This is a genomic window from Pelagibacterium sp. H642 (assembly GCF_031202855.1).
Taxonomy (GTDB): Bacteria; Pseudomonadota; Alphaproteobacteria; order Rhizobiales; family Devosiaceae; genus Pelagibacterium.
In genome coordinates this window covers 21,707-48,404 of sequence record NZ_CP101829.1, presented here as the reverse complement: position 1 = coordinate 48,404, position 26,698 = coordinate 21,707, and the positions used below count along the sequence as shown (strand labels likewise).

26 protein-coding genes and 3 tRNA genes are annotated in these 26,698 nt (G+C 63.3%); 11 read left to right on the top strand and 18 right to left on the bottom strand.

Annotated features, from left to right (window positions below):
* Window positions 1-26 precede the first annotated feature (26 nt).
* Window positions 27-944 (top strand): transcriptional regulator GcvA, encoded by a 918-nt coding sequence (locus NO934_RS00250; protein WP_309161481.1) that lies wholly within the window; start codon window positions 27-29, stop codon window positions 942-944.
* A gap of 1 nt (window position 945) precedes the next feature.
* Here NO934_RS00250 and NO934_RS00245 read toward each other — a convergent pair whose 3' ends face one another.
* Entirely contained in the window at window positions 946-2,334 is a 1,389-nt protein-coding gene (locus NO934_RS00245; protein WP_309161480.1) for a M20/M25/M40 family metallo-hydrolase, read from the bottom strand.
* Window positions 2,335-2,495: 161 nt separating this feature from the next.
* Here NO934_RS00245 and NO934_RS00240 point away from each other — a divergent pair, with 161 nt between their 5' ends.
* Window positions 2,496-3,236, top strand: a complete 741-nt coding sequence (locus NO934_RS00240) for an SDR family oxidoreductase (RefSeq protein WP_309161479.1) — start codon at window positions 2,496-2,498, stop codon at window positions 3,234-3,236.
* Between the two features lie 44 nt (window positions 3,237-3,280).
* On the opposite strand, the gene NO934_RS00235 is transcribed toward NO934_RS00240, so the two are convergent.
* From NO934_RS00235 to NO934_RS00210, 6 genes are all read right to left on the bottom strand, one after another.
* The gene (locus NO934_RS00235) at window positions 3,281-3,778 is read right to left on the bottom strand and encodes a hypothetical protein (protein ID WP_309161478.1); all 498 of its coding nucleotides are present in this window, start codon (window positions 3,776-3,778) and stop codon (window positions 3,281-3,283) included.
* 97 nt (window positions 3,779-3,875) lie between these two features.
* Window positions 3,876-4,412 (bottom strand): DUF1003 domain-containing protein, encoded by a 537-nt coding sequence (locus tag NO934_RS00230; protein ID WP_309161477.1) that lies wholly within the window; start codon window positions 4,410-4,412, stop codon window positions 3,876-3,878.
* Between the two features lie 150 nt (window positions 4,413-4,562).
* Window positions 4,563-4,637 (bottom strand) — tRNA-Glu (locus NO934_RS00225).
* Between the two features lie 101 nt (window positions 4,638-4,738).
* Window positions 4,739-4,814 (bottom strand) — tRNA-Glu (locus NO934_RS00220).
* A gap of 95 nt (window positions 4,815-4,909) precedes the next feature.
* Window positions 4,910-5,374, bottom strand: coding sequence for a D-Ala-D-Ala carboxypeptidase family metallohydrolase (locus NO934_RS00215; protein ID WP_309161476.1), 465 nt, complete (start codon window positions 5,372-5,374; stop codon window positions 4,910-4,912).
* 106 nt (window positions 5,375-5,480) lie between these two features.
* On the bottom strand, window positions 5,481-5,897 hold the full coding sequence (locus NO934_RS00210; protein ID WP_309161475.1) for a VOC family protein: 417 nt from the start codon (window positions 5,895-5,897) through the stop codon (window positions 5,481-5,483).
* Window positions 5,898-6,115: 218 nt separating this feature from the next.
* On the opposite strand from NO934_RS00210, the gene NO934_RS00205 reads away from it, so the two are divergent.
* From NO934_RS00205 to NO934_RS00195, 3 genes are all read left to right on the top strand, one after another.
* On the top strand, window positions 6,116-6,742 hold the full coding sequence (locus tag NO934_RS00205) for a cold-shock protein (protein ID WP_309161474.1): 627 nt from the start codon (window positions 6,116-6,118) through the stop codon (window positions 6,740-6,742).
* 46 nt (window positions 6,743-6,788) lie between these two features.
* Window positions 6,789-7,277, top strand: coding sequence for a DUF192 domain-containing protein (locus NO934_RS00200; RefSeq protein WP_309161473.1), 489 nt, complete (start codon window positions 6,789-6,791; stop codon window positions 7,275-7,277).
* A gap of 162 nt (window positions 7,278-7,439) precedes the next feature.
* Window positions 7,440-8,114, top strand: coding sequence for a methyltransferase (locus tag NO934_RS00195; RefSeq protein WP_309161472.1), 675 nt, complete (start codon window positions 7,440-7,442; stop codon window positions 8,112-8,114).
* A gap of 2 nt (window positions 8,115-8,116) precedes the next feature.
* Here NO934_RS00195 and NO934_RS00190 read toward each other — a convergent pair whose 3' ends face one another.
* Window positions 8,117-8,551 (bottom strand): universal stress protein, encoded by a 435-nt coding sequence (locus NO934_RS00190; protein ID WP_309161471.1) that lies wholly within the window; start codon window positions 8,549-8,551, stop codon window positions 8,117-8,119.
* Between the two features lie 83 nt (window positions 8,552-8,634).
* The gene (locus tag NO934_RS00185) at window positions 8,635-8,988 is read right to left on the bottom strand and encodes a response regulator (protein ID WP_309161470.1); all 354 of its coding nucleotides are present in this window, start codon (window positions 8,986-8,988) and stop codon (window positions 8,635-8,637) included.
* A 312-nt stretch (window positions 8,989-9,300) separates the two neighbouring features.
* Here NO934_RS00185 and NO934_RS00180 point away from each other — a divergent pair, with 312 nt between their 5' ends.
* Window positions 9,301-10,308: a PAS domain S-box protein gene (locus NO934_RS00180; protein ID WP_309161469.1), complete on the top strand. Its 1,008-nt coding sequence runs from the start codon at window positions 9,301-9,303 to the stop codon at window positions 10,306-10,308.
* A 5-nt stretch (window positions 10,309-10,313) separates the two neighbouring features.
* A complete protein-coding gene (locus tag NO934_RS00175; protein ID WP_309163769.1) occupies window positions 10,314-10,679 on the top strand; it encodes a response regulator in 366 nt (121 codons plus the stop codon).
* 11 nt (window positions 10,680-10,690) lie between these two features.
* Here the strand turns inward: NO934_RS00175 and NO934_RS00170 are convergent, their stop codons facing one another.
* From NO934_RS00170 to NO934_RS00130, 9 genes are all read right to left on the bottom strand, one after another.
* On the bottom strand, window positions 10,691-11,425 hold the full coding sequence (locus tag NO934_RS00170) for a tyrosine-protein phosphatase (RefSeq protein WP_309161468.1): 735 nt from the start codon (window positions 11,423-11,425) through the stop codon (window positions 10,691-10,693).
* 65 nt (window positions 11,426-11,490) lie between these two features.
* On the bottom strand, window positions 11,491-12,789 hold the full coding sequence (locus NO934_RS00165) for an ABC transporter substrate-binding protein (RefSeq protein ID WP_309161467.1): 1,299 nt from the start codon (window positions 12,787-12,789) through the stop codon (window positions 11,491-11,493).
* A 28-nt stretch (window positions 12,790-12,817) separates the two neighbouring features.
* Window positions 12,818-13,669, bottom strand: a complete 852-nt coding sequence (locus tag NO934_RS00160; protein ID WP_309161466.1) for a metallophosphoesterase — start codon at window positions 13,667-13,669, stop codon at window positions 12,818-12,820.
* Window positions 13,670-13,714: 45 nt separating this feature from the next.
* Window positions 13,715-14,386, bottom strand: coding sequence for a TetR/AcrR family transcriptional regulator (locus tag NO934_RS00155; protein WP_309161465.1), 672 nt, complete (start codon window positions 14,384-14,386; stop codon window positions 13,715-13,717).
* A gap of 55 nt (window positions 14,387-14,441) precedes the next feature.
* Window positions 14,442-15,602, bottom strand: a complete 1,161-nt coding sequence (locus NO934_RS00150) for an MFS transporter (RefSeq protein WP_309161464.1) — start codon at window positions 15,600-15,602, stop codon at window positions 14,442-14,444.
* Between the two features lie 22 nt (window positions 15,603-15,624).
* A complete protein-coding gene (locus tag NO934_RS00145) occupies window positions 15,625-17,697 on the bottom strand; it encodes an ABC transporter ATP-binding protein (RefSeq protein WP_309161463.1) in 2,073 nt (690 codons plus the stop codon).
* Window positions 17,698-17,705: 8 nt separating this feature from the next.
* Entirely contained in the window at window positions 17,706-18,881 is a 1,176-nt protein-coding gene (locus NO934_RS00140) for an ABC transporter permease (RefSeq protein ID WP_309161461.1), read from the bottom strand.
* Window positions 18,882-18,886: 5 nt separating this feature from the next.
* Window positions 18,887-19,879, bottom strand: a complete 993-nt coding sequence (locus NO934_RS00135; protein ID WP_309161459.1) for an ABC transporter permease — start codon at window positions 19,877-19,879, stop codon at window positions 18,887-18,889.
* Window positions 19,880-19,950: 71 nt separating this feature from the next.
* A complete protein-coding gene (locus tag NO934_RS00130; protein WP_309161458.1) occupies window positions 19,951-21,933 on the bottom strand; it encodes an ABC transporter substrate-binding protein in 1,983 nt (660 codons plus the stop codon).
* Window positions 21,934-22,209: 276 nt separating this feature from the next.
* Here NO934_RS00130 and NO934_RS00125 point away from each other — a divergent pair, with 276 nt between their 5' ends.
* From NO934_RS00125 to NO934_RS00110, 4 genes are all read left to right on the top strand, one after another.
* Entirely contained in the window at window positions 22,210-23,250 is a 1,041-nt protein-coding gene (locus tag NO934_RS00125; RefSeq protein ID WP_309161457.1) for a LacI family DNA-binding transcriptional regulator, read from the top strand.
* Window positions 23,251-23,339: 89 nt separating this feature from the next.
* On the top strand, window positions 23,340-24,629 hold the full coding sequence (locus NO934_RS00120; RefSeq protein WP_309161456.1) for an HAD family hydrolase: 1,290 nt from the start codon (window positions 23,340-23,342) through the stop codon (window positions 24,627-24,629).
* A 123-nt stretch (window positions 24,630-24,752) separates the two neighbouring features.
* Window positions 24,753-24,829, top strand: a tRNA-Arg gene (locus NO934_RS00115).
* A 331-nt stretch (window positions 24,830-25,160) separates the two neighbouring features.
* Window positions 25,161-26,462 carry a DEAD/DEAH box helicase gene (locus tag NO934_RS00110; RefSeq protein WP_309161455.1) on the top strand — a complete coding sequence of 434 codons (1,302 nt, stop codon included), beginning with the start codon at window positions 25,161-25,163 and terminating at the stop codon, window positions 26,460-26,462.
* Window positions 26,463-26,698: the final 236 nt, after the last annotated feature.

Genomic DNA, 26,698 nt, shown 5'->3' with positions numbered 1-26,698 from the left:
TTTCGCAGTTTAGATTAGCTGTACTCATGAATAGAACCGAACGTCTGCCGCCCCTTTCGGCGCTGCGCGCCTTTGAGGCGGCGGGGCGGCGGCTCTCGTTTACGGCGGCGGCCGAGGATTTGTTCGTCACCCAGGCCGCGATCAGCCACCAGATCCGGGCCTTGGAAGAGTTTCTGGGGCTGGAGCTGTTTATCCGGCACAATCGGCGGCTGACGCTGACCGATGCGGGGCGCCGATATTTCGAGGAGATCGAGACGGCCTTCGATTCCGTGCGGCGGGCCACCCGGCGCGCAATGGAGATTTCGGGCGAGCAGAACTTGCGGATTTCGGCGCTGTCGTCTTTCACCACCAAATGGCTCATTCCCCGTCTGCATCGGTTTCAGACGCGTCATCCCGATATCGAGCCGATGATCGGCACGACGCAACGGGCTGTCGATCTGCGCCGCGAAGGCGTCGATGTAGCGATAAGGGTGGGGGGCGGCGTCTATGAGGGGCTTTTGTCCACGAAACTCATGGACGATGCCGCATTCCCCGTCTGCGCGCCGAGCCTGGTGCATGGTCCCAAACCGCTTGCGACGCCACAGGATCTGCGCGCGCACGTCTTGATCCACGATTCCTCGATCGTTGCGGCGAGCGAAGGACCGGACTGGCCGGCCTGGTTCAAGGCGGCAGGTCTGGACCCGGCCCCGGCGGCAAGCGGTCCGGTCTATAACGACACCGGATTGACGATACAGGCCGCGATCGCCGGGCAGGGCGTAGCGCTGGCGCGGCGCGTGCTGGTTTCCGACGATCTGGCGCACGGCCATCTCGTCCGCCCTTTCGGGCCGGACGTGCCGGCCCAATCGAGCTGGTATTTCGTGACCACGCCCGACGCGGGCGAACGTCCGGCCGTGAAGGCACTGCTGGCCTGGCTCCAGGAGGAGATCGCGACGGCCGGACTGTGAGTTACCGCGACAGCGCGTCGAGCACGCGGACCCAGGAGCGGATGCCGCGGTGGTAGCTTTCGAGATTGTATTTCTCGTTGGGCGAATGGATGCGGTCGCCGGTCTGGGCGTAGCCGATCAGCAGCGAATCCATGCCCAGCTTGCGCTTGAAATCGCCAACGATGGGGATCGAGCCGCCCGAACCGGCAACGGCGGCCTCGCGGCCCCATTCCTGCGTGAGCGCGCCAAGGGCCTTTTGCAGCATGGGGCCGTCGGCGGGAACCACCGAGGCGGGGCTGCCGCCATGTTCGTGGAAAGTGACGGTACAATCGGCCGGCACGCGGGCGCGGACATGGGCGCGGAAGGCTTCGCGGATCTTCTTGGGGTCCTGATTGCCCACGAGGCGGAAGGAGATCTTGGCCCAGGCTTTCGCCGGGATCACCGTCTTGAAGCCCTCGCCGGTATAGCCGCCCCACATGCCGTTGATCTCGCAGGTGGGACGCGAGGTGATCTGTTCGAGTACCGAGCGGTTCTTTTCACCGGCGGGTTCGGACAGGCCGACCTCGCCGAGATACCCCTTGTCGTCAAAGGGCAGGCGCTTCCACTGCTCGGCAACGGCCTCGGGCAGTTCGGGAACGTCGTCGTAGAAGCCTTCGATGGCGACCGACCCGTCAGGATTGCGCAGCGAGGCGATGATTTCGGCCAGAACCTGATTAGGATTGCGCGCCGCATTGCCATACATGCCCGAATGCAGGTCGCGGCTGGCGGCCTGGATTTCCACCTGATCGGCCACCAGCCCGCGCAGCATGGTGATGATCGAGGGGGTTTCCTCGTCCCACATGTCCGTGTCGCAGACCAGCGCGATATCGGCCTTGAGCTCTTCGGCATTGGCCGCAAGGAAGGCGTCCAGCGATGGGGAGCCTGATTCCTCCTCGCCCTCGAGAAGCACGGTGACGCCGAGCGGCAGCGAACCGCGCACGGCCTTATAGGCGCGGCAAGCCTCGATGAAGGTCATGAGCTGGCCCTTATCGTCGGAAGCACCGCGAGCGAGGATGACCTTGCGGCCGTTCTCCTCGCCGATTTTCGGATCGAACGGGTCGTTGGTCCAGAGTTCGATGGGATCGATAGGCTGGACGTCGTAGTGACCGTAGAACAGGACGCTCGGGCCCTCGCCGCGCTGATGGCCGACCACCATGGGGTGGCCCGTGGTGGGGCGCACCGAGGCATCGAAATCGAGCCCCTTGAGCTCATTGGCCAGCCAGTCGGCGGCGGCGTTGACCTCGCCCGCAAAGGCCGGATCGGTGGAAATCGATTTGATCCGCAAAAGCGTGAACAGCCGCTCAAGGCTCTGGTCGAGATTGGCATCGACATGGGACAGCACGGCATCGAGCGAGGCGTTGGCAGAAGGCATTGCGGGAAGGTCCGTCTCTAGATTTGGAAGGTGGCCCGAGATTAACAGCGGGACCGGCGAGGTAAAGGCATTTTGCTGGTGCAGGGCACTGGTGCGCTATTGGTACTTTCCGCCTGCCGGCTTCGGGCGCTACGGTTCAAGGCCATGCAAAGGAGGGCAGGATGCGGGACGTGGTGCTGGTGACAGGCGGCGGGCGGGGAATCGGAGCGGCAATTGCGAAAGGGGCGGCGGCCAGGTTCGATGGCGTGGCGATAACCTATGCCAGCAATGGGGAGGCTGCCGAGGCGACGCGCAAGGCCGTGGAGGCGGCAGGGGCGGCCTGTTGCGCCATCTCGAACCTCGCCCGCGAGCCGGGCGAGGTGGAAGCTCTGTTCGATGAGGTGGAAGCCCGGTTGGGTCCGGTGACGGCGCTGGTCAATAATGCCGGCATCACCGGCAGGATCGGCGCGTTCACCGACGTTGCGTTCGAAACGATGCGGGACGTGGTGGCGGTGAATCTCATCTCGCCCATGCTGCTCAGCCAGGCGGCGATCAGGCGCTGGCAGAAAAGCGGGATCAAGGGGCGGATCGTCAATGTCTCGTCGGTGGCCGCAAAGCTCGGCGCGCCGGGGGAATACATCCCCTACGCCGCCGCCAAGGCCGGGATCGAGACCTTGACCCACGGGCTGGCCAAGGAGGTGGCAGGGCAGGGCATCAGGGTCAACGCCGTGGCACCGGGAACGACGATGACCGACATTCACGCAGCGGCGGGTGAGCCGGGGCGGCCGGCGCGGGTGGCACAGAAGATTCCGATGGGGCGGGTGGCCGAGCCTGGAGAGATTGCCAACGCCGTGCTTTGGCTGCTCTCGGAGGAGGCAAGTTTCGTAACCGGCGAGACGATCGCCGTCACCGGCGGATTGTGATGTGACGGGCTCGCTCATAGGCGAGCCCATCACACGGATCGGGATTATTCGAGGCCGAACATCTGGCGTGCGGTGGCTTCGGCCTGATCGCCCACCTGGGTCACCATCTCGTCGGCCAGGCCCTGCTGACGGGCTGCCTCTTCGGCGGTGGTGCGGGCCTGTTCGACAGCCTGCTCTTTCTGCTCGTCGGTCATCGAATCGATCTGGGTCTGAAGCTGTTCCTGCGCCTCGGGCGTGAGCATCTGCATGGCCTGGTTGGCCATGGAATCAGCGCTGGGCGCAGCAGCGGTCGGAGTGGTGGTCTCTTCGGCAGCAGGCTCGGCGTCAGCCGCAGGCTCGGCATCGGCCGGGGCCGGATCTTCGGTTGTTTCGGTTTCGGCGGGGGCAGGCGTTTCGGCCGGCTCGGCGGGGGCGGATTCGGCGGGAGCCTCCACGGCTGCCGGTTCGGTGGTTTCGGCGGCGGCATCACTGCCTTCGTTGCTGCAGCCGGCCAAAGCAATCAAGGACGCGATGGCAATAGGAGCAAAGTAAGATTTCATCATTTCAAACCCTCAAGCTGATCACGGAGGCGTGATCCAAGGTCCAATTTGAGCAAGAGTGGGGCCAACTTGTGGCAGATCGGATTATGCCGGCCGTTGGTCAGCGTTTGGCGCTCGATTGTTCGAGGCGGTCAAGGACCGTCTCGGGCGAAACATCGCGCTTGAGTTCTTCAACTTCATCGTCGGCCATTGTCTTCACGCCCATCTGGTGGGCAATGGCATCGACTAGAGTGATGAGCTTGGTGGTTTCGTGCTCGTTGAGCAGGTTAATCTGCAGATCGAGTTCGGCGCGCTCGGCATCGGCGGCGGCCATGCGATTCTGGTTGATGAGCACGAAGGTCGAAAGAAAGATCGCTTCGACCGAGGCCACCATGGCCAGAACGACCAGGGAAGGGTCCCAGGCGCGGATGACGGGCAGCAGGCCCACATTGATCAAGATCCAGCCGCCGAACAGGAGGATATGGATATAAACGAAGATCATGCTGCCGGCGAAGTCGCTGATCCGCGCCGCCAGCCGATCCTGCAGCGAAGCCTTGGCCGCCATGCGCCGCCGGCGTTCGAGCAGCGAACTGATGTTCCGCTCGAGCGAAGCGTTAAGCTGGGGAGATGAGTGGTGGCTGGGACTGTTTCTCGACATTTGCGGCTCCGGTGAGCCTTGCCACAACGCGCCGGTGTGACGGGCGATCCCCTCGATAAGCAATGTTAATTGCATCACGGCGCATTGACGCCGGATAGCTGAAAATCCTTGGGGCGGCGACTACCGCAACATTGGTGGAGAGAGAAGAAATGGCGCGCCCTACGGGACTCGAACCCGTGTTACCGCCGTGAGAGGGCGGCGTCCTGACCGCTAGACGAAGGGCGCTAGCAAAGTGACCCGTTGTCGGACCGTTTGTCGGCGGCATTGATAACGGCAAGCGCTGACAATGGCAATGGAAAACTGGCCGCCTTCCCGGAGGGGAAGAGTGGCGCGCCCTACGGGACTCGAACCCGTGTTTCCGCCGTGAAAGGGCGGCGTCCTAGACCGCTAGACGAAGGGCGCGCAAGGCTGTTTCGGAGAACCGTTCCAGCCGGTGAGCGGGTGTATAGGGGGGGCATTGCGAATGCGCAATACCCAAAATCGAATTTATTTTGATTTCAACAGCCGCTGAAGGTGACCGGGCCGCGATAGCCGCGTGGACGGTCGCGGACGTCGACGTGAACGAAATTGCGTCCCGGATAGCAGCCGAGCCCGCCGACCAGGCCGTTGTTGCGCGCATAGGCGATAATGCGGGACTTCTCGACGCCGGGAATATAGAAATCGGCGGCCATGCATTTGGTGTGCATCGACGATTCCGCGCCCCCCACGGCAGCATTGTGCCAGGGCGTGCGGTAGCCCGAATTCATCACCACCTTTTTCCCGAAATGACCTTCGATGTCCCAGATCAGCAGCCGCAGCTTGGGAGAGAGGCAAAAGGCGTTGACATTGGAGTGAGAGACATAGGTGCCCCAATCGGTCCGCAGGCCCTGATAGCCCGCGCCGCTTCCCGAGGCGAACATGGCCATCGGAGCGCAGGCGCCGAGCAGGCACACCATGACGATCAGACTGGAGATGGTACGCATAAAAACAACTTCCGTGCCGGGGGTGTTGTACCCAAACCACGGAATGAAAATACCGGCGGTTGCCTAACCGCCGGTCAATAGGCGTAGTTAACGTTGCGTTACGCGTTTACCATGTGCCGGTATTGGGCATGGAAGCCCAGGGTTCGGCCGGCTCGAGATGGCCGTCCTGGATCAGCTCGACCGAAATGCCATCCGGGGATTTGACGAAGGCCATGTGGCCATCGCGCGGCGGGCGGTTGATGGTGTAGCCCATGTCGGAAAGATGCTGGCAGAGGGCGTAGATGTCGTCGACCCGATAGGCCAGATGACCGAAATTGCGGCCGCCCGAATATTCCTCGGGATCCCAGTTGAAGGTGAGCTCCACCTGGGCGTCTTCCTGCCCCGGAGCGTTGAGGAAGATGAGCGTATAGCGACCTTTTTCGTTTTCAGTGCGGCGCGATTCGACCAGACCGAGACCTTCGCAATAAAAGCGCAGGCTGTCCTCGATCGAGGAAACGCGGACCATTGTGTGGAGATATTTCACGGGCAAGGCTCCGGTTTGTCAGAAGGCCCGGCAGGGCCGGGAGGCGGACGTTAGCAGAAGGGTTGAGACAAGGCCAAGAAGGGCCGGCCAGCATTATGGTTAATTGGTGGCAATTAAATTATGAATGGTTCTTAACTTTTGGTTCTGAATCGGCCACACTGCCTCAAGTTGTAAGAGTACCTGCATTTGCGGGGCCGTGTGTGGAAAAGGCGTTGAGCATGGGGGCGAAGGACACTTCCGGCACCGGACCGAACACTGGGGACGAGGCGCGGCGAGACGCGCGCAGCCCCGGTGCCGACGGAGGATTTCAGAACACTGGAACCGATTTCGATGTCATCGAACTCGCCGGAACCATCAAATGGTTCGACGCGGGCAAGGGCTTCGGATTCATCGTGCCCGACGGTGGCGGGGCGGACGTGCTGCTGCACGTGACCTGCCTGCGCCGCGACGGCTATCAAACCGCCTATGAAGGCGCCCGCATCGTCGTCGAGGCGCTCAACCGCCCTGGCGGGCTGCAGGCCTTCCGCATCCTCTCCATGGACGAATCCACGGCCCGGCATCCGGCGCAAATGCCGGCGGCGCGCACCCATGTGCAGGTGGAACCCACCTCCAAGCTCGAGCGGCTGGAGGTGAAGTGGTTCAACAGGGTGCGCGGCTTCGGATTCCTTTCGGCGGGTGAGGGGCATCCTGACATTTTCATCCATATGGAAACGCTGCGGCGCTTCGGGTTGACCGAATTGCGGCCCGGCCAGTTCGTTCTGGCACGCTATGGCGATGGGCCGAAGGGGCTGATGGTTGCCGAAATCCGGCCCGATGGCTGGGGCGACGCACCATCGTCGCATTGAGGCCGTAGCGTTGGCAGCGATGTCCTGGGCCTGAACTGGTGAGTTGATGATGATGGCTTCCGCGCGCCGCGTGTTTTCCCTTCTCCTTGCGGCGTTGACGCTGATGGGACCCGCCATGGCGCAGGACCAGGGGAGTGAAGCGGCTGACGAAAGCGTCGCGGTGATCCATTCGGGCGACGAAAGCCACCGGTTCACTGTCGAAATCGCCGATGACGATGCCGAGCGCTCGCGCGGCCTGATGTTCCGCGAGGAACTGGCGCCGGACGCCGGGATGCTGTTCGACTTCTTCAACGAGCGGCCGGTGGCGTTCTGGATGCAGAACACGCTGATCCCGCTCGACATGATCTTCATCAAGGCCGATGGCACCATCGCGCGCGTGCATGCACAGGCCGTGCCCATGGACCGCACGTCGATCCCGTCCGGCGAACCGGTGCGCTTTGTGCTGGAAATCCCCGGCGGCCGCGCGGCGGAACTGGGCATCGAGGCCGGTGACACGCTCGAGCATCCGCGCGTCGGGAGCGAGCCGGAGCAGTAGCGGCCAGACATCAAAGGCTCGTGGGGGCCGGGCAAAGTGAGCATCTGAGAGATCCGGCAATAGTGCCTGGAGGAGGAAATAATCCGCCAGAGCGCCACGTCTTGACGCTCACTCATGAAACATCGATAGTTACGTGTGTTTCGCCATAACGTGAGCCTCCTGATGCAAACGAACTATTTCGCTGGGCCAGCAGCCAGGGCCTATGCCGAGCGCCCGCCGCGCCAGGTGCCGGGCTTTGCGAGCCTGCACCGCATGGCCGTGCTGCTGATGAACGAGCGGGTGCCTGCCGACGGCCGCATCCTGGTGCTCGGCGCCGGCGGCGGGCTCGAACTCAAGGCGTTTGCCGAGGCGCAACCCGGCTGGACGTTCGACGGCGTGGACCCGTCGGCCGATATGATCCACCTGGCCGAACACATGACCGAACCCCATGCGGAGCGGATTCGCCTGCACGAAGGCTATATCGGAGTGGCCCCCGAAGGCCCGTTCGACGCCGCCGTGTGCCTGCTCACGCTGCATTTCGTGCCGCGCGGGGAGCGGCTCGAAACGCTGCGGCAGGTTCGGCGCCGGCTGCGCCCGGATGCGCCCTTCATCGTCGCCCATATCAGCTTCCCGCAGACTGAGCCCGAGCGATCCCTGTGGATCGCCCGGCATGTCGCTTATGGCGCTGCCGAGGGGATGGATGCGGCCAGCCGCGAAAGCGCGCGCCAGGCGATCGCCACGCGGCTGACCATATTGGACCCGCAGGAGGAAGAAGCGATGCTGCGCGAGGCGGGATTTTCCGGCGTGAGCCTGTTCTATGCCGGGCTGAGCTTTCGCGGCTGGGTTGCCTACGCCTGACGCTATCGCACCACGAGCACCGGAACCGTGCTGGTGGTGAGAACCTCGGTAGTCTGGCTGCCCAGCAGCATCTTTCGGAACCCGCGCCGGCCATGGGAGGCCATGACGATGAGATCGGCGCCGATCTCCTGGGCCGTCTCGACGATGGCATCGGCCGCGTAACGGTTGGGGATGTGCAGGGTCTCGTGCGGAACCCCGCTCTGGGTCGCGAAGCGCTCCGCTTCGGCCAGGATGTCCTTGACCGCATTGCGCATGGACTCCTCGTATTCGGCAATCGTGGCCGGACCGGCAGCGGCAAGCGCGCCGGATGCCCACATGTCGGTGACCGTCACGATGGTCACCCTGGCGCCGAGCTGCTTGGCGAGTTCGAGACCATGATCGAGGCCCTTGGTGGAGAGTTCCGATCCGTCGGTTGCGATGAGGAGGTGTTTGTACATTCCGCAATCTCCCTGTTTGCGCGACAACGATAATCCTGGCCGCTGGGTTCGGAATTGATCTCGATCAATCCTCGATCGACCAGCTAAGCGACTGCGGCGAGCTGGGCATGCAGCGTGGCCACGATGCCTTCCTGATCGGCCGGCTTTTTGAGGATCGGCACCTGGCGCAGGGATGCGGCGAGATCGGTATTTTCGATGTCGTGGCCGGTGTAGATGACCATGGGGATCTGGGAGTTGGCGAGACGATCCGCCAGCGCGCGGCTGTCGCCGTCGCGCAGCTTGAGGTCGATGATGGCCGCCGAGGGGGTGTTGTCGTCCAGCCATGCATAGGCGGCCTGATTGGAGGAAAGGGCCGTCACGCTGTGGCCGGCGGCCTCCAGGGCGTATTGCAGATCAAGCGCGATGAGGGTCTCGTCCTCGAGCAGGAGGATCGTCATGATGGCCTCGCCTGTTTGCCGCCTCAGTGCCGGGGCCTTCCGGCAAGAAATTGTTAACACGATTGGTCGCCGTTGGCGAATCGGAACTTTCTCAAAATTGCGCGAGAAAATTCCATGTCAACCGAACTCAAGGGGTTGAAAACAGTTATCTGCAGGAACAAAACGGCTCGCGTCGACGTTGCGTGAAACGAACCGGGTTCGGGAGCGTGGGAAAACGCCCCGTGGATCAGCAATTTGTAACGTGCACGGGCAGGGTCCCGTTCGGCGCGGGTATTGGCGTACCAAGCAGGGATCGGGGCAGGGGAAAGACCAATGGCAGTGCTCGCTCAAGAGCCTTATATCGAGACCGAAATCGAGCTGGCGAGGCTTGCCGCGATCGTCGCGTCATCCAATGACGCGATCGTGAGCAAGAACCTCAATGGTATCATCAACTCCTGGAATGCGGCGGCCGAGCGGATCTTCGGCTATAAGGCTGAGGAGATCATCGGCCGTTCCATCACCACGATCATCCCGCAGGAACTGCAGAGCGAAGAAGTCGAGATCATCGGCAAGATCAGGCGCGGCGAGCGCGTGGAGCATTTCGATACCGTTCGGGTGAGAAAGGATGGGCGACGGATCCATGTGTCGATCACCGTTTCCCCATTGCGCAACAGTCGCGGCGAGATCGTGGGGGCGTCCAAGATCGCCCGCGATATTACCGAGCGCAAGCGCGAGGAGGAACTCAAGGAGGTTCTTGTCAACGAACTCAACCATCGCACCAAGAACCTTCTGGCGACCGTGCAGGCCATCGCCTCCCAAACTTTCGATGCTCTGCCCAATGCCGACAATCAGCTCACGCTGTTCCGCCAGCGCATCGGGGCGTTGATCGTCAGCCAGGATCTGCTGACCCGGAATGGCTGGCGCGGCGCACCCTTGAACACCATGCTCGAAGCTGTCCTCGGTCCGTTTCGGGGCGATGCGGCCCGGATCGAAATGGCGCAGGGTCCCCAACTCGAGTTGACGCTGCGTCAGACCAATGCACTGGCCATGGCGTTGCACGAACTGGCGACCAATGCCGCCAAATACGGGGCGCTATCGGGAACCGGAGGCAGCGTCAGGGTCAGTTGGGCGGTGATGGGAGATCAGGTCGAACTCCGATGGGAAGAAAATGGCGGGCCGGCCGTTACCATTCCAAAACGCGAGGGATTTGGAACCCACATGATCCGAAATGCACTCCGGCATGAACTGAACGCCGACGTCGTGCTCGACTATGCCTCGCATGGGCTGCGCTTCGCCGCGCGATTCCCTCTTGCCGCAACGTCAGGCGAAACAGCGGTTTGACCTTTATGAATGTTCACTACCTGCCAGCCGATGCCCCCATCCTGATCATCGACGACGAATTTCTCGTCCTCTGGATGCTGCAGGATGAGTTGCAGCGGCTTGGCTTCCGATCGATCCATACGGCCTCCAACGTCGATTCCAGCCTGGCGCTGGTCAACGACCGGGAATTCAGCTTCGCCTTTCTCGACGTGAACCTGGGCGAACAGAAGAGCTTTCCCATTGCCAAGGTGCTCCAGGAGCGCGGCATTCCCTTCGCTTTCGTCACCGGCTATGGACGCGCGGGGCTGGAGGGCAAGTTCGAGGAGACGGCGGTACTCCATAAGCCGGTCAGCCGGGCGGCGATCGATGAGGTGGTCGCCATTGCGCATTAAGTGGTGACGGCTCAGCCGCAGAGGCGGTTCGCCAGTTTTTCCATTTCGTCCGGCGTCAGCCCGATTGCCTTGAGATAGGCGCCGATGCCGCCATGGGCATCCTTCAGATAGGTGAGCATGGCCCGCATGGTTTCGGCATCGCTGGCGAGCACGCGCTCGATGTGTTCGGGTTCCCCTCCGCCGGCAAGTGCGCGTTCACGCAAATGGTCGATGAGGCCATGCGCGGCAGCGGTGAGGGCGTAGTCGGCGATGACGTCGGATTGGCCGACACCGCATGCCGACAGCACCAGGGCCGCGACGATGCCTGTCCGGTCCTTGCCGGCCGTGCAATGGAAAAGCACAAGGCCGGGCGGAGCATCGATAATGGCGCGCAAGACCTCGGCAAAGCGCGGGCCGCAGCGGTCCAGCGCGTTGCAATAGCGCTGCGCCATGTCGAAGGGTGTTTCGGCAAGGGTGATGCGGGGCAGAGCCTCGAACAGGGCGATATTGCGATAGGCGACGCGCGGATGGGACGAGAATGGGTGCCGCGCCAGCCCGGTTTCGTGCCGGCCGCGAAGATCGACCACCAGTGCCAGGTTGTTGGAGGCCAACTCGTCGATGGCTTCGGCGTCGAGATAGTGCAGGGATTCCCCGCGCAGGATGCGGCGCCGTTGGGTGGTCCCACCCTTGGCCGTGCTATAGCCGCCGAGATCTCGAATATTGTGCGCGCCGGGAAGGGCCCAGTGACGCGCCGGCGCCAGGGACATGGCAGTCTCCAATCGGTTGGGAAAGGGAGGGGGCGCGGGGGCAGGGCCACCCGCGCCGGTGGGCCTTACGGCATCAGGGTCTGGGCGATATCCTGGGCGGATGTGAGCACTTCGGCCACATCGCCGGTGCCGAGCACGGCTTCGGTCACCGCGTCCTTCATCATCGACTCGGCCTGCCGGTAGTTCTGGCCGGGGAAGGCGACATTGGGGGTGAGCCGCTCGAGCTGTTCGAGATTGGGACGGATTAGCGGATTTTCAGCGGTCCAGGGGCCGAGGAATTCCGGATCGTCGACGATATCGAGGCGCAGCGGCAGATAGCCGATCTTGCTGGTGATGATCGTGTAGCCATAGTCGGAGGTGAGGAACTTCATCAGCTCGTAGGAGGCGCGCTGCTTGATCGGGTCCTGCGAGAAGGTGAAGAGCGCGCTGCCCGAATTGGTCGGGGCGGTCGGCTTGTCGCCAAAGGCCGGCATGGCGGCCACGCGCAGCTCCCAATTGCCCTCGGCGGAAGCCGAAAGGCTGTTCTGCAGCGCACTGGTGTAAAGGAACATGCCCAACTCTCCGGCGGCCATGGCCTCGCTGGGGGTCGCCGGGTCGATGCGGGCATGGGCGCCGCTATCGACCATGTCGCGCAGCATCTGAACCGCCTCGATGCCTTCCTGGTTGGCGAAGGTGAGCGTATTGTCCTCGCGCACCATGCCGCCATTGGACATCAGGATCGCCTGATAGACGAAGGTGCCGTCGGCCGGGCCGTAGGCGCCGGGAAAGAACCCCTCGGCATCGGTGTTGGCGACGATCGCTTCGGCCGCTTCCTTGACCTCTTCCCAGGTCTGGGGCGGCTGGTCGGGATCGAGGCCCGCTTCGCGGAACAGGTCGGCATTGTAGTAAAGGATCGGGGTGGAGAAGGTGTAGGCCAACCCATAGGTCTTGCCGTCGACCTTACCCAGTTCCAGCCCCTGCGGAATCATGCCTTCGGTGAGCTCGGCATAGCCTTCGGGACCGGCCATGTCCTCGAGCGGATTGGCGCCGAGATCGGTGGAAAGATAGATGAGGTCGCGGAAGACGAGCTGGGCGACGTCGGGCTGGCGGCCGGCGGCCATGTCGGCCTGGATGCGCGTGATGATCTCGTTGGAAGGAACCGCGATGGTCTCGACGGTGATAAGTGGATTTTCTTCCTCGAAGCGGGCGATCAGCTCGCGCGTGGCGTCGGCGCCGGCGCTCGCGGAGGCCAGATTGTAGTTGTAGAAGGTGATGGTCACCGGTTCGGTGATTTCGTCGGCCATCTGGGCGAAGGCCGTGCCGGTAAGAGCAGTGGCCGCAAGTCCGGCGGCGGCCATCAGCTTGAGAAAAGTGCGCTTTATCATTGGTTGAGCATCCTTGTGGTGGGGAGGATTATTTTGCCGCTTCGGCCAAAGCCGCTTCCTGCTTGGCGCGCAGGGCGGAGAGGTCGTAACGGTTGAGTTCGGTGCGGGTCTGGGGCAGGGGCACAAGCGCCATGGTGAGACCGGACGACCGGATCGTGCCGATGCCGAACGAGCCGCCATCGACCATGCGCAGCACATCGAGGGTGAGGATGTCGGTGGCCGCATGCTGGCCCATGCCCACGATCACCGGAATGCCGTGCCAGACCGAGAAGCGGTCGTGGTGGATGTGGCCGGAGAGAATGCCCAGGATGTTACGGCCTTTCAAAAGCTGCGCCAGTTTCTGGGACTGGTCGAAATCGATGGTGCGCCAATGGTCCCACGGCGGGTTATCGCCGAGCGCGGGCGCGTGGTGGGCTACGATCAGCTTTGGGAGTTCGGGATGGGCGTCGAGCTTTCCGGCCAGCCAATCGAATTGCTCGGGCGTGAGGCTGCCGCCGATCTGGCCGGGCGTGGTGGTATCGAGCGTGATGATATGGACGCCAGCGATGACCTGGTCGTGGTCGTACGGCGCGTCGAGATCGGTGCTCCGCTCGAGCATGCCGCGATAGAAGCCCTCGCGGGTGTCGTGATTGCCGAGCGCGTAGATGACGGGAAGATCGGTGGCCGCCATGATCGCCTTGAGCTGATAGTAGCTCTCGACATCGCCGCGATTGGTGAGATCGCCGCTGGCGACGATGAACCGAGGCGTCTGGTCCATGGTGCCGATCATCTCGAGCACGCGGGTCAGCGTTGCCGAGGTATCGGAGAACAGATGGTCGTCGGGGACGGCAGGGTTGCCGATATGGAGATCGGTGATGTGGATGAAAGTGGTTTCGCCCATGCGTCGTGCTCCTTGTTGTCGAGCACGACCTACGCCGAACCGGTCTCAGTGGCGTGACGAGTTTGGAACAGCGTTTGAATGTTTGCCCGGACGGGCCGTGAACATGGGCGCGGTGGCGGCGATAACCTGGGCGATGACGATTTCGGGATCGGCAAGATCGAGCGCGTGGCCGGTGAGTTCGTCGGTCCGCTCCCGGCTGCGCGTCATCTGCGAGCGGACGCCCAGCAGGCAGGAGATGCGGAAGCCGATCTCGACATCGCTCAACCAGGGCGCGATCTTGCGGAAATGGGGAATGAACAGGCGGTGGTGATCGATATCCTCGATCATCGGCTTGAAGACCTCCGGGTGGCCGCTTGATTGCGCCAGAGTGGTCATATGCCGCAGCACGCCATAGCGCGAATCGCGATCGAGGCTCCAGCGGATCGAGGGGCCGATCAGCGCTTCGATCAGGTCCTCGACCGCCGCCGGTCCGGGATGGGCACGCTGCTGGGCCGCATGAAGCAGTGTCAGCCGCTCGGCATTGAGGCGGCGATAAACCCGCTCGGCGACGGTGACGATCAGGTGATCGACATTGCCGAAATGATAGTTGATGGCCCCGATATTGGTGCCGGCGCGCTCGGCGATGCCGCGCACGGTCACCTCCTCGGGCCGACTGGCGGCCCTGAGCAGCTCCTCGCAGGCGGTCCGAAGCCTTTCCGGTGTCGTGCTCTTAGTCATGTCTCACCGCCGAAAGGCGCTATATCACACCGGTGGGTGACAGCGATGTGACCGCTCAAGCCGGCTGCGGCTGGGCGTCCCGGGGCCGGAACCGCCCGGCGACCGGCGCCATGAGGAAACTGAGGACCAGAAGGGGAATGAGCCCGGCAAACACCGCCGCGAGCCCCACATATTCGGCGACATAGCCAAAGCCCGCCGGCACCCCGAAGGTGGCGATCAGCATGGCCAGCGACATCGCCGCCATGTTCTGCGACGGCGACCGCCCCGGCAGCCGCGAGATGACGGTGACCCCCAGCGGCGCATTGAGCGCCACGCCCGCCCCCAACATGAACAACCCCAGCCCGGCGACGATCGGACCCTCTGCCAGCAGCAGCGTCGTCATGCCGGCGATGCAGACCAGCGCGCTCCCGCGAACCAGAACCATTCCCGAAAACCGCGCCCGCAGCATATCGCCAACCATCCGCGTCCCGCCCATGCCCACGGTAAAGGCGGCGAAAACCACCCCCGCCGTCGCCACGTCGATCCCCACCACCTCCTGAAGATAGAACACCGACCAATCGTAAACCGTGCCCTCGGTGAGCGAAATCCCGATCACCATGGCGCAGACCAGCAGCACGGGAATGGTCGGCACGGCAAACAACGGCCCGCGCTCCGCTCCCGGCAGCCGCGACAGCGGAACCGAACGCGGCGCGATGGCGAGGAACCCGGCCATCAACACCAGCACCAACCCGCTGATGATCGCCTGGTGCAGCGCCGGAACCGTCCCGACCCCCGCGATAGCCCCCGCCAGCAGCGAGCCCACCAGCAGCCCCACCGACCAGAACCCGTGACTGCGCGAAAGCACCGATTTCCCCGTCCGGTGCTCGATCCCGATCGCCACCATGTTCTGGGCCACCTCGAGGATCGAGCGGACGAAGGTATAGACCGCAAACATAACCGGAATCGCCCAGCCCGGCACCAGCGCGAACAGCGGCATCATCGCCGCGTTGGCGCACAGCATGGAGGCGGCCGCCACCCGCGGCGTCAGCCGGTCGGTCACCGTGCCGGCGATGGGCAGCGCCAGCAGCGTGCCGACCGTCCCCGCCAGCATGGCGAGCCCCAGTTCGGCCTTGTCCAGCCCGGCGCCGGTGGCAATCTCCGGCAGGCGGATGAACAGCGTGATGTGCATGAGCGCGTTGGACAAAAACAACAGCGCCGGAGCGACGAGCGGATGCATTCGGAGGACTCTGAAACAGGGGTTACGCCGCGCGCACGGGCGAGGAAAGATCGAGCTCGGCGGCCCGGTGACACGCCACATCCTGCCCGGACACCGACTGCGCCAGCGCCGGAACGCTCGCCCGGCAGGCCGGTTGAGCGTAGGGGCAGCGGCTGGCAAAGGCGCAGCCCTGTTCGCTCGCGCCATCGGCGGGTGCGTGCCCCTCGATGCGTTTGCCCGCCACTCCGCGCCGCGACCGTCCCGGAATGGCCGCAAGCAGCGCCTCGGTATAGGGATGCTGCGGGCGATAGAAGATATCCTCGGTCCGCCCGATCTCGACGATCCGCCCCGCATACATCACCGCCACGCGGTCCGAGATGTTGGCGATCACCCCCAAATCGTGGGAGACGAAAAGGTAGGTGAGCCCATGCTGGCGTTGCAGCCGCTTCATGAGGTTGATGATCTGGGTCTGCACCGAAACGTCGAGCGCGGACACCGCCTCGTCGGCGATCACCAGCCGGGGATCGGATGCCAGCGCCCGGGCAATGGCGACGCGCTGGCGCTGGCCGCCGGAAAAGGCGTGCGGATAGCGGCCCGCATAATCGGCGCTCAGCCCCACCTCACCAAGCAATTCCTTGACCCGCGCGTCGATCTGGCCGCGCGAGAGCGAGGTGTTGACCTCCAGAACCTCCCCGATGATGTCGCGTACCCGGAGCCTCGGGTTGAGCGAGCCGGAGGGGTCCTGGAACACCATGCGCATGTCGCTGCGCAACGCCTTGGCCACGCCGCCGCGCGCCGAGAGCACGTCGACCGGACCCTCCCGGCCGGCGAAGGTCACCTTGCCCGCATCGGCGCGGTGGATGCCGATCAGGGTCTGGGCGAGGGTCGATTTCCCGCAGCCGCTTTCCCCGACCAGCCCCAGGGTCTCGCCATGCCCGATCTCGAAGGAAATATCGCTCACCGCCCGCACATGGCCAACCGTGCGTTCGAGAAAGCCGGCCTTGATGGGGAAGAATTTCGAGAGATTCTCCACCTTGAGAAGCGGCGTATCGTCTCTGGCGTTCGCGGCGGCAGGCGTCGGCACGGCCGCGATCGCGGGCGTCGATACCGGTGCGGCGGTTTCGTCCGCCGCGTGGCAGGCGACCATGTGGCCGCTCTCCACCATTGTTGCCGCCGGCATCCGCGCATCGCAAACACCCTCGATGGCCAGCGCGCAGCGCGTGTGGAACGGGCATCCTTTCGGACGGTTGGCGGGGGTGGGCACCATGCCGCGAATGGCACTAAGCGGAGCCTTGAAATCGCCTTCGAGGCGCGGCATCGAGGCAAGAAGGCCGCGCGTATAAGGGTGCCGTGGGTTGGAAAGCACTTCGTCGACCGGTCCCTGCTCGACGATCTTGCCCAGATACATCACGGCCACTTCGTCGGCGATTTCCTCGACCACGCCGAGATCGTGGGTGATGAACAGCACGGCCATGTCCTCGGTTTCCTGCAGCCGGCGCAGCAGGTCGAGGATATTGGCTTGCGTGGTGACATCGAGCGCGGTCGTAGGCTCGTCGGCGATCAGCAGCTTCGGCTTGCTGACTAAAGCCATGGCAATCATGGCGCGCTGACGCTGCCCGCCCGAGAGCTGGAAGGTGTAGCGGTCGAACTTGGCTTCAGGGTCCGGCATGCCGACTTCACGCAGCGTCTCGATGCCGATGTGGCGGGCCTCGGCCTTGCTCACCTTGCGGTGCAGCATCAGCCCTTCGCTGATCTGGTTGCCGATCGTATAGAGCGGGGAAAGAAAGCTCATCGGCTCCTGATGGATCAGCGCGATCTCGCCGCCCCGGATCTGGCGCAGCAGCTTGTCGTTGGGGGCGAGGGCGGCGATATCGACGGGTCCGTCTTCCCGATCCAGCGTGATCGACCCCCCGGCGATGCGGCCGGGATTTTCCACCAGGCGCAGCAGCGCCTTGGCCGTCACCGATTTGCCGCAACCGCTTTCACCGACAAGGCACAGGGTCTTGCCACGGGGAATGGTGAGCGAGACGCCGTCGACCACGGTGACGGTCTGGCGGGGCAGGTCGAAATCGACCTTGAGGTCGTCGATCCGGACGAGGGGTGAGGGTGCAGTCATGGTGGGCGTCAGTTCTGATAGGGGTCGGCCGCGTCGCGCAGGCCGTCACCGAGGAAATTGAGAGCGAGAACGGCGATGATCACCGCCGCGCCGGGCAGCATCAGCCAGGGCGCGCCGGCAATGGTGCGCACGTTCTGGGCTTCCTGCAGCAGCACGCCCCAGGAGACGATCGGCTGGCGCAGGCCGATCCCGATATAGGAAAGGGCGGTTTCCGCCAGGATCATCGAGGGTATGGCAAGCGTCACCACGGCGATGATGTGGCTGGTGAAGCTCGGCAGCATGTGCCGGAAGAGCACGCGCAGGGTGGAGGCGCCGTCGAGCCGCGCGGCCTTGACGAAATCGTCCCCGCGCATGGAGAGGAACCGTCCGCGTACGACACGGGCCAACCCCGTCCAGCCGATCACCGAAAGAATGATGGTGATGAAGAAATAGACCTGTAAAGGTGGCGTATCGAGTGGAATGGCGGCGGCAAGACCGATCCAGAGCGGGATCGAGGGCACGGACTGGATGAACTCGATCACGCGCTGGATGACGTTGTCGGTCACCCCGCCGAAATAGCCCGAAATCCCGCCGATCAGGATACCGAAGAACAGGCTCAGCCCCACCCCGATCAGCCCGATTGTCATCGATATGCGCGCGCCGTGGATGGTGCGGGTGAGGATGTCCCGCCCCAACCGGTCGGCACCGGCGAGATAGAAGGGCGCGCCTTCCTCGATCGTTCCGAAAAGGTGGATGTCGGTGGGGATCAGGCCGAGCAGGCGGTACGGCTCGCCGGAAACGAAAAGCCCGATCTCGTGGATTTCGTCGGGGCTGGTTTCGAACACGCGCCGGCCGGAATCGTAGTCGATGACCGAATTGTAGGCTTTGACGTGGGGACGGAATTCGGTGCCGGTTTCGGTCTCGAGAAACAGGTGGATCTGCTGCGGCGGAGCATAGGTGTAGCTGGGGTGATAAACCTCCGGCCCGGTGGGCGAGAAGAACTCCGGCATCGCGGCGATGATATAGAGCACGATCACGACGACACCCCCGGCGACACCCAGCTTGTGCCGGGTGAACTTGCGCCACATGAGCGACCACTGGCCTTCATAGGCGGTGCGGTCGATCGCCGCCTCGCTGGCGTCGATCTCGGTTTCGATGGTGCGGTCGGGGAGGGCCTTGTCCTGGCCGAAGGGAATTGTGCTCATCGGGCCTATCCTTGGGCGTAGCGGATGCGAGGATCGAGCCAGGCGAGCAGCAGGTCGGAAACCAGCGTGCCGATGACGCCGAGCACCGACAGCATCAGGATGAAGCTTGCCGCCATGTGCATGTCCTGGGTCTTGAGTGCGTCGAGCAGCAGCGGTCCGGTGGTCTGCAGCCCGAGCACGATCGAAACGATTGTCGAGCCGGAAATCAGATCGACGAAGATGTCGTTGAGCCCCGAAACGAAGGGGTTCAGTGCCTGACGTGCCGGGTATTTGACGAGCAGTCTGGTCTCGCCCATGCCCTTGGCGCGCGCGGCCGTCACATAGGGGCGGGGAAGCTCGTCGATGAGATTGGCGCGAATGGTGCGGATGACGCTGGCCGTGCCGGCGGTGCCCAGCACCACCATGGGGATCCACAGATGCCCCAAAAGGTCGAGCACACGGGCCCACGACCAGGGCGCCTCCACATATTCGGGCGAGAACAGCCCGCCCACCGCCTGGCCGAAATGGGCATAGGCGACATACATCATCACCAGCGCCAGCAGGAAATTGGGGACCGCGACGCCGATGAAGCCAAGCGTGGTGAATACATAGTCCGACAGCGAGTAGCGCTTGACGGCTGAATAGATGCCGATGGGGATAGCCACCGCCCAGATGAAGATCAGCGATGCGATCGACAGGATGGTGGTAAGGCCCAGGCGGCCCCAGATGAGGTCGGAGACCGGCTGCTGCCAGGAAAAGGAATAGCCGAAATCGCCGTAGAAAATGATGTCGGTGATCCAGCTCCAGTATTGGACGATCAGCGGTTGGTTGAGGCCGTAGACTTCCCGCAGGGTCTCGATTTCGGCCTGGGTCATGTAGTCGCCCTTGTTGGCGGCTTCGATGGCCATCCGGTCGACGAAATCGCCGGGGGGAAGGGCGATAACGTAGAACGAGATGAACGAGACGGCGATCAGCGTCGGTATGATGTAGATGAGACGTCGCAGGATGAAACGAAGCATGGCGCGGTCCCGGTAAAATATCGATCGGAGCGGCCCCGTGGGGCCGCTCCGTGTAAGACAAGTGGCTCGGATCAGTCTTCGCGGTAGAAGAAGGCTTCGAAGTTGGCGGGCGCCGGGCCGGGGTAGTACCAGCCTTCGATCAGCTCGGGCACGTTATGGACGTTGTTGTCCACCGAGCGATAGAAGCCGCCGGGAGAGGCGATGCCGATGGAGAGGAATTCATCGGCCAGAAGGTCGTTGAATTCGTTCATCAACGCCACCTGCTCATCGCCGACCGAGTTGGGGATTTCGGCGCGCAGCTCATAGAGGCGAGCGATGCTGGCCGGGGGCTCGACGGCCACCGTTCCTTCGGGAACGTCACGGGTGACGCCCAGACGTTCCTGATCCCAGGCACGCCAGCTATCCCAGTTGGCCCATTGAGTGGTGCCGCCGTCGTTGATCATTCGCGAGGCATTGAGCAGCGGAAGCTGGCCGCAGCCGTTTTCACCCACCCAGACCACGGCGTCACGCTCGGGGTCGTTCACATAGGTGCCATGCAGGTCGTTGGCACGATAGTCCATGGTGACGTCCAGGCCGGCCTCGCGCCAGGTGCGTTCGACGAGCTGGAACACATCGACCGTGTCGGGCTTGAAATCGGCATTGATGCCGACGCGGAACGAGAAGGGCTCGCCATCCGGAGCCAGGCGCATGCCGTCGGCACCGCGTTCGGGCATGATCTTGTCGAGATATTCGTTGGCCAGCGCCATGTCGAACTCGGTGTACTGGGTAGCCAGTTGCTCGTTGTAGAACGGTGAGTTCGGCAGGGGAGCGGCCTGGAACGGCTCGCCCTGACCCAGATAGACCACGTCGATGATCTCGGGCCGGTTGATGGCGTGGCTGAGACCGATGCGGAAGTCCTTGCTCTGGAAGACTTCAGCCTTGGTTTCGTCGGGATGGTTCATGGAGAACCAGACGATGGCGTTGTTGAAGTCGCAGCTCTGGGCCGGGATCAGGCGGTAGTCGCCCTGTTCCTGGCCGTCGACGAACACGGCGCGGTTCTGCGGGATCGATACGTTGCGGCCCGACATCGAGACTTCGCCCTGAAGCGCGGCGAGCAGATCGACTTCCACATCCTGGCTCAGCGTCCAGGTGTGGGCGTCCATGTAGGGGAGCTGCTGACAGTCGGCATCGACCTTGAAATAGTAAGGATTGCGCTCGAACGAGAAGCGCTGCTTGTCGAGATAGCTCTCGGTGGGCACCCAGGCCATGACCGAGGGGCGCTCGGGATCGTTGAACTGGGCCTGGTCGTCATAGGAGCCGACATTGGCGCGCCACCAGGCGGTATAGTCGGTTTCCCCGTCTTCTTCCATCATCTCGGCCACGCCCTCGGGGTTGAGGTCGATGTCGAATTGGGAGACGTAGTGCTCGGGGAACATCACGACGCGCTGGCCGTAGGGGGTGGCAAGGTGCTGGAGCAGCAGGCCGTAGGGCTGGGACCAGCTCATCTCGACGGTATAGTCGTCGATCACCGTCAAGGTCATGGGTTCGCCATTGACCACGAAGATATCGCGCGGGCCGCGCGGGTTGATCTTTTCGTTGGTCTCGATGTTTTCCCACCAGTAGCGGATGTCATCGGCGGTGAAATCCTCGCCGTCCGACCACTTCATGCCTTCACGCAGGTGGAAGGTGTATGTGGTGGCGTCTTCGGACACTTCCCAGCTTTCGGCAACGCCCGGAGCGATCTCGGAGCCATCGACGCTCCAGCGCACCAGCGGCTCATAGCCATAGTGCCGCATGTCGGCGACACGGCCACCGCCCCAGCGATCCTGGAACTCGCCGCCATAAACGCCAGGTCCGTCAGGACCTTCGACGACCAGCGGATTGGCCGGCAGGCGGTCCGCGGCGGGCGGCAACTCACCGGCGGCGACGCGTTCGGCCAGTTGCGGCGCTTCGGCAAAGCTCGAGCACTGCGCGGCGGGCGCGTCCTGTGCCACGGCGGGCAGCGCCGGCACGCCCGAAAGGGCGGTCGCGGCCATCAGGCCGGCGAGAGCCGCCATAGTCGGTTTCTTGATCATGTGTCTAACCCTCGTTTGACCCAATGCTTGGTTCGGCAGGCGTCGGACGGCTGGGGTGGAATGGAACCCGCGCCCGACGAAAGGCGAGGGCGGTTTATCGCCCCGACTTTGCGCAACGGTGACAGAAATCTTGAAAACGATTTCAAAAGCTTTTAGGGTTTGGTGGCTGAACACGGGTGGCTTCAATACCGCCAACATGGGGCGAACCAGCCATTCAATACCGCCATCATGGCGGTTGCAGATGAACGTGTTACGACCAGGAAGGGGAAGACGAGAATGATCACCATCAAGGACGTGGCGCGTCATGCCGGCGTCTCGATCGCCACGGTCTCGCGCGTTCTCAACGCCTATCCCCACGTCCGTCCACCGGTGCGCGAGCGCGTGCAGGCGGCGATCTCCGAACTCGGCTACGCCCCCAACCGCCTGGCCGCCAGCTTCCGGACACAGCAATCGCGCGTCGTCGGCGTGTTCCTGCGCCAGCAGCGCACGCCGTTCTCCAGCGCATTGGCCTATGCCATTGAATCCGCAATGTTCGAGGAGGGTTATCGCGCGCTTTTGTGCTCGACCAATGGCGATCCCGACCGCGAGGAGACCTATGTGGACTCGATGCTCGAGCTGCGGGCCGAGGGCGTGGTGATCCGCCCCACCGGCTCGGCCGCGCGGACGGCGCGCAATGTAGCAAGGCTCAAGGAGGCCGGGATTGCCGTGGTTTTCGCGGACATGAAGCCAAAGATGAACCACGTCAGCGCCGTCATCTGCGACAATTATTCAGGCGGATACGAGGGCATGCGGCACCTGATCGGGCTGGGGCACCGCAAGATCGGCATCATAGCCGGCCGGCAGGCCCAGACCTCGGGCGGCTATGGCGTCGGCAATGTCGGCAGCGAGCGCATGCGGGGCATCACCCAGGCGGCAAAGGATCTCGCCGCCGACGTGGAACTCGTGTTCTCGGGCGCCTTCGACGAGGCCACCCTCGAAGTGGGCGCCGCCGAAGCCGACGCCCTGCTCACCCGCCGGCCCGACGTCACCGCCCTGTTCGGCACCACCGACATCCTGGCCATCGGCGCCATGCAAACCGCCCACCGCCGCGGCATCGCCATCCCCCAGGACCTCTCCATCCTCGGCTATGACGGCATTATGGAATCGGGCATCACCTTCCCGACCCTCTCCACCGTGCGCCAGCCCATCCACGAAATGGGCACCCTCGCAGCCCGCACCCTCCTCCACCACATCCGCACCACCGGAACGGCGGCCCAACAGATCGTCCTCGAAAACGCCGTTCTCGTACGTGATTCTACGGGGTTCGTAAGGCGTTGAAATCGTTTTCAATAATGCGTAACAAAACTGCAGCACCGGGTGCCTATTGCACTGCACGCTTCCTACGCAGTCCAGAAGAGAATTCCAAAATGGCTTATGACGCGCGCGCTGCCGTGACCGTGCTTCCCACGCAATCCGACCTTGACCTCGCGCGCCGCGTTGCGCCGGTAATCCGCTTTGCGGTCAACGAACCTTTCCTGCCCTCCAAGGTTGGCATAACGGTGCTGGACCGGCCCGGCATCTCGCCCAGCGCGCCGCTGGACATCACGTTCGAACCCGGTGTCGCCAAGGTGATCGAATATGCGATCTGGTGGGATTGGGACATTCAGCACCTTTATGAACTCGAGCATGTCTGGCTCAAGCTGGACGAGAACGATCAGGTGATCGGCGTCGATGCCAGTGCGCATGGCAAGCTCTATCCCATGCGCCGGGCCGATGGCGAGCTGCCGGTCGAAGAGGGTAGGGTGACGCTCTATTCCGAGCCGGGGAAGCACGCCTTTCACCCGGCGGCCGAGCCGATCATCGAGCGCCGCGATTGGTTGACCGCATGCTGCACGTCGATGACGAGCGCTGGACACGTGCTCATCAATGCCATGTTCCGCGAGGTCTTCGCCGACATCACGACCAGTGATCATCGGGCGATCCGGCGCTATCTGCAGAACCGCGCCTTTGTCCCGGCCTACGACTTTACCCAAGCCTTCGATACCACCGGGATTGACTACATGTCCTGGCCGGAGCTGCATGAATTCATCAGCGCGCGGGTGCCGCAGATCGTTGCCCAGGTGCGCGCCGACCAGCCGCTGATCAAGGCCGTGCTGCTCGACAGTGGCGATACTCTGGTTGACGAAGCTTCGGAAATCCGGGACGAGTACGATCATGTGATCGTTGCCGATCTGATTCCCGGTGCCAGGGAAATGGTCGAGGCGCTCGCGGCCCAAGGCTACCGGATCGCGCTGGTGGCTGACGGGCGCGTCAAGAGCTTTGCCAATATCCTGGGCGGTCATGGCGTTTCCCCGCACTTTGAGGCGGAAATCATCTCCGAGGCCGAAGGATGCGAGAAGCCAGCGGCGCGGATGTTCGAGGCGGCGCTGGCCGCTCTTGGACTGACGCGCGAGGATGCCGCTTCCGTCGTCATGGTGGGCAATCATTTGGGGCGCGATATCAAAGGCGCCAACGCCATGGGGATCATCTCGATCTGGCAGGATTGGTCGCCGCGCCGCCACAAGATTCCGGTCGATACAACCGAGCAGCCCCAGTATACGATCAAATCGCCCAGCGAACTGCCCGTACTGCTGGCCGAGATCGAATGCGCCATGGGGCGGCGGGCGCTCAATCCGAAAATGGCTTTTATGGCGAGCGAGGCATCGGCGGCCGAATAGCGGGCGGGAAATTTCTCAAGGGGACGCTTCGGCGTCCCCCTGTTGTGGCGGACGCATCAGGAAACCTGCCAAGGTTTGGCGGCTGACAAATCGGATCGATTGCGCTACAGCACGCCTGCAAGCGGCCCCGTAGCTCAGCTGGATAGAGCAGTAGCCTTCTAAGCTATTGGTCGCAGGTTCGAATCCTGCCGGGGTCGCCAGCTCGCTTCTCATGGCCTGAATGGGCGTTTGCGCGGGAAGGCCTTGACTTTGAAGGCGCAAGCGACGATATGCAGTTTCGTGCCGTGCGCTGCCGCGTGAGCAGCCGCGCCGCCCGGAAGGGGCGGACCATCTAGCCGGCATGAAATTTTCCCACAAGTTCCCAGATCACGCGGGGTTCTGACGGGGCTGACGCTCGAGAGACAATGTGGTTTCTCCGAGTTTGGGCGGCCCTGCAACCGCTTCGGCATACGTCTGCGTTCCATCGGGGCGCACGGCAATGTGTCGCATTTTTATCCGGTATCCCGGTGGGGGTGCCGGAAAGGATATCATTTGACCGACTTTCAGGCCCTCGGCCTTAATTCACATCTTCTTAAAACCCTCGGCGTTCTGGGGTTCACCGAACCGACGCCGATCCAGGCCAAGGCGATCCCGCTGGCGCTGGACGGGCGTGACATCATGGGGCTGGCCCAGACAGGGACCGGCAAGACGGCAGCGTTCGGGCTGCCGCTGATCCAGCACTTGGCTGCCCAGCCCGGTAAGCCGGCACCCAAGACCTGCAAGGCACTGATCCTGGCGCCGACACGCGAACTGGTGAACCAGATCGCCACCAATCTGCGCGCCTTCGCCAAGGGTGGACCGATCAAGGTCAACGCAGTCGTCGGCGGCGTTTCCATCGGCGCCCAGATCAAGGCAATGTCGCATGGCAGCGATATCGTGGTCGCAACACCTGGACGGCTGCTCGACCTTGTGAAGCGCCAGGCGATCCGACTCGATTCGGCAAAGCATCTCGTCCTCGACGAGGCCGATCAAATGCTCGATCTTGGCTTTATCCATGCCCTGCGCGAGATTTCGCGCCTAGTGGGGCAGCCGCGTCAGACCATGCTGTTTTCGGCAACCATGCCCAAGCAGATGAGCGAGATCGCGTCCGCCTATCTCACCGGTCCGGTTCGCGTCGAGGTGACGCCTCCCGGCCGGACTGCGGACAAGGTCGTCCAATCAGTGCATTTCGTGGATGGCGCTGGCAAGGTCGCTCTGCTCAAGGATCTGCTTTCGGCAGATCTCGACAACCTCTCGCTGGTCTTTACCCGCACCAAGCACGGCGCGGAAAAACTGACCAAGACACTCGAACAGGCAGGCTTTGCCACGGGTTCGATCCATGGTAACAAGAGTCAGGGACAGCGTGACCGCACCCTCAAGGCGTTCCGTGCCGGCGATATTCGCGTGCTGGTGGCCACTGACGTGGCGGCGCGCGGCATCGACATCCCGGGGGTGAGCCACGTCTATAATTTCGACCTGCCGCAGGTGGCCGACAACTACGTTCACCGCATCGGCCGGACGGCACGGGCAGGGGCATCGGGCGAAGCCGTGGCGCTGTGCAGCCCTGACGATTTCGGGCTGCTGCTTGCAATCGAAAAACTGACCGGTCTGACCATCGAAACCGCAAGCGGGACGCGGCCAGAGCGTGGCATGCGTGGCAACGGGCCAAAGCGTGCTCGCGGCAAGGGCGGAAAGCCCGCCGCCGCAGGCAAGCCTTCGGGCAAGGCGGTTGTGCGGCCGTTCGACCCTATGAAGGCTGCAAGCCAGCGCAATCGCAAAAAGCAGCGCGTCAAGCGAGCCCGCCAAGCGGCGTAAGCTCACCGAGGTGACGACCAATGCCCGCGTTCCGGAGACGGAGCGCGGGTTTTTCATGCCTGTTCACAGCTATGCGACTTTCGTCGTATTCGCTCTTGACATCGATTACAGAATGAAATGACTATGCTGAAATCGATTGCAAGTCGCCGTTTTATAGCGCTGTAATCGATTACATCTCCGTGTGGCGGAGGACCGTGTGTTGAGGAGCCGCGGTACGGTTGATGGAGGAGAAAGAC

Bases quoted from the DNA above. Each gene is read 5' to 3' on its own strand.
- NO934_RS00240 (WP_309161479.1), top strand. From the start codon at position 2,496: ATGCGGGACGTGGTGCTGGTGACAGGCGGCGGGCGGGGAATCGGAGCG.
- NO934_RS00185 (WP_309161470.1), bottom strand. From the start codon at position 8,988: ATGACGATCCTCCTGCTCGAGGACGAGACCCTCATCGCGCTTGATCTG.
- NO934_RS00215 (WP_309161476.1), bottom strand. From the start codon at position 5,374: ATGCGTACCATCTCCAGTCTGATCGTCATGGTGTGCCTGCTCGGCGCC.
- NO934_RS00200 (WP_309161473.1), top strand. From the start codon at position 6,789: ATGATGATGGCTTCCGCGCGCCGCGTGTTTTCCCTTCTCCTTGCGGCG.
- NO934_RS00230 (WP_309161477.1), bottom strand. From the start codon at position 4,412: ATGTCGAGAAACAGTCCCAGCCACCACTCATCTCCCCAGCTTAACGCT.
- NO934_RS00145 (WP_309161463.1), bottom strand. From the start codon at position 17,697: ATGACTGCACCCTCACCCCTCGTCCGGATCGACGACCTCAAGGTCGAT.
- NO934_RS00150 (WP_309161464.1), bottom strand. From the start codon at position 15,602: ATGCATCCGCTCGTCGCTCCGGCGCTGTTGTTTTTGTCCAACGCGCTC.
- NO934_RS00175 (WP_309163769.1), top strand. From the start codon at position 10,314: ATGAATGTTCACTACCTGCCAGCCGATGCCCCCATCCTGATCATCGAC.
- NO934_RS00195 (WP_309161472.1), top strand. From the start codon at position 7,440: ATGCAAACGAACTATTTCGCTGGGCCAGCAGCCAGGGCCTATGCCGAG.
- NO934_RS00235 (WP_309161478.1), bottom strand. From the start codon at position 3,778: ATGATGAAATCTTACTTTGCTCCTATTGCCATCGCGTCCTTGATTGCT.
- NO934_RS00170 (WP_309161468.1), bottom strand. From the start codon at position 11,425: ATGTCCCTGGCGCCGGCGCGTCACTGGGCCCTTCCCGGCGCGCACAAT.
- NO934_RS00180 (WP_309161469.1), top strand. From the start codon at position 9,301: ATGGCAGTGCTCGCTCAAGAGCCTTATATCGAGACCGAAATCGAGCTG.
- NO934_RS00250 (WP_309161481.1), top strand. From the start codon at position 27: ATGAATAGAACCGAACGTCTGCCGCCCCTTTCGGCGCTGCGCGCCTTT.
- NO934_RS00125 (WP_309161457.1), top strand. From the start codon at position 22,210: ATGATCACCATCAAGGACGTGGCGCGTCATGCCGGCGTCTCGATCGCC.
- NO934_RS00190 (WP_309161471.1), bottom strand. From the start codon at position 8,551: ATGTACAAACACCTCCTCATCGCAACCGACGGATCGGAACTCTCCACC.
- NO934_RS00130 (WP_309161458.1), bottom strand. From the start codon at position 21,933: ATGATCAAGAAACCGACTATGGCGGCTCTCGCCGGCCTGATGGCCGCG.
- NO934_RS00120 (WP_309161456.1), top strand. From the start codon at position 23,340: ATGGCTTATGACGCGCGCGCTGCCGTGACCGTGCTTCCCACGCAATCC.
- NO934_RS00160 (WP_309161466.1), bottom strand. From the start codon at position 13,669: ATGGGCGAAACCACTTTCATCCACATCACCGATCTCCATATCGGCAAC.
- NO934_RS00165 (WP_309161467.1), bottom strand. From the start codon at position 12,789: ATGATAAAGCGCACTTTTCTCAAGCTGATGGCCGCCGCCGGACTTGCG.
- NO934_RS00245 (WP_309161480.1), bottom strand. From the start codon at position 2,334: ATGCCTTCTGCCAACGCCTCGCTCGATGCCGTGCTGTCCCATGTCGAT.
- NO934_RS00155 (WP_309161465.1), bottom strand. From the start codon at position 14,386: ATGACTAAGAGCACGACACCGGAAAGGCTTCGGACCGCCTGCGAGGAG.
- NO934_RS00140 (WP_309161461.1), bottom strand. From the start codon at position 18,881: ATGAGCACAATTCCCTTCGGCCAGGACAAGGCCCTCCCCGACCGCACC.
- NO934_RS00205 (WP_309161474.1), top strand. From the start codon at position 6,116: ATGGGGGCGAAGGACACTTCCGGCACCGGACCGAACACTGGGGACGAG.
- NO934_RS00135 (WP_309161459.1), bottom strand. From the start codon at position 19,879: ATGCTTCGTTTCATCCTGCGACGTCTCATCTACATCATACCGACGCTG.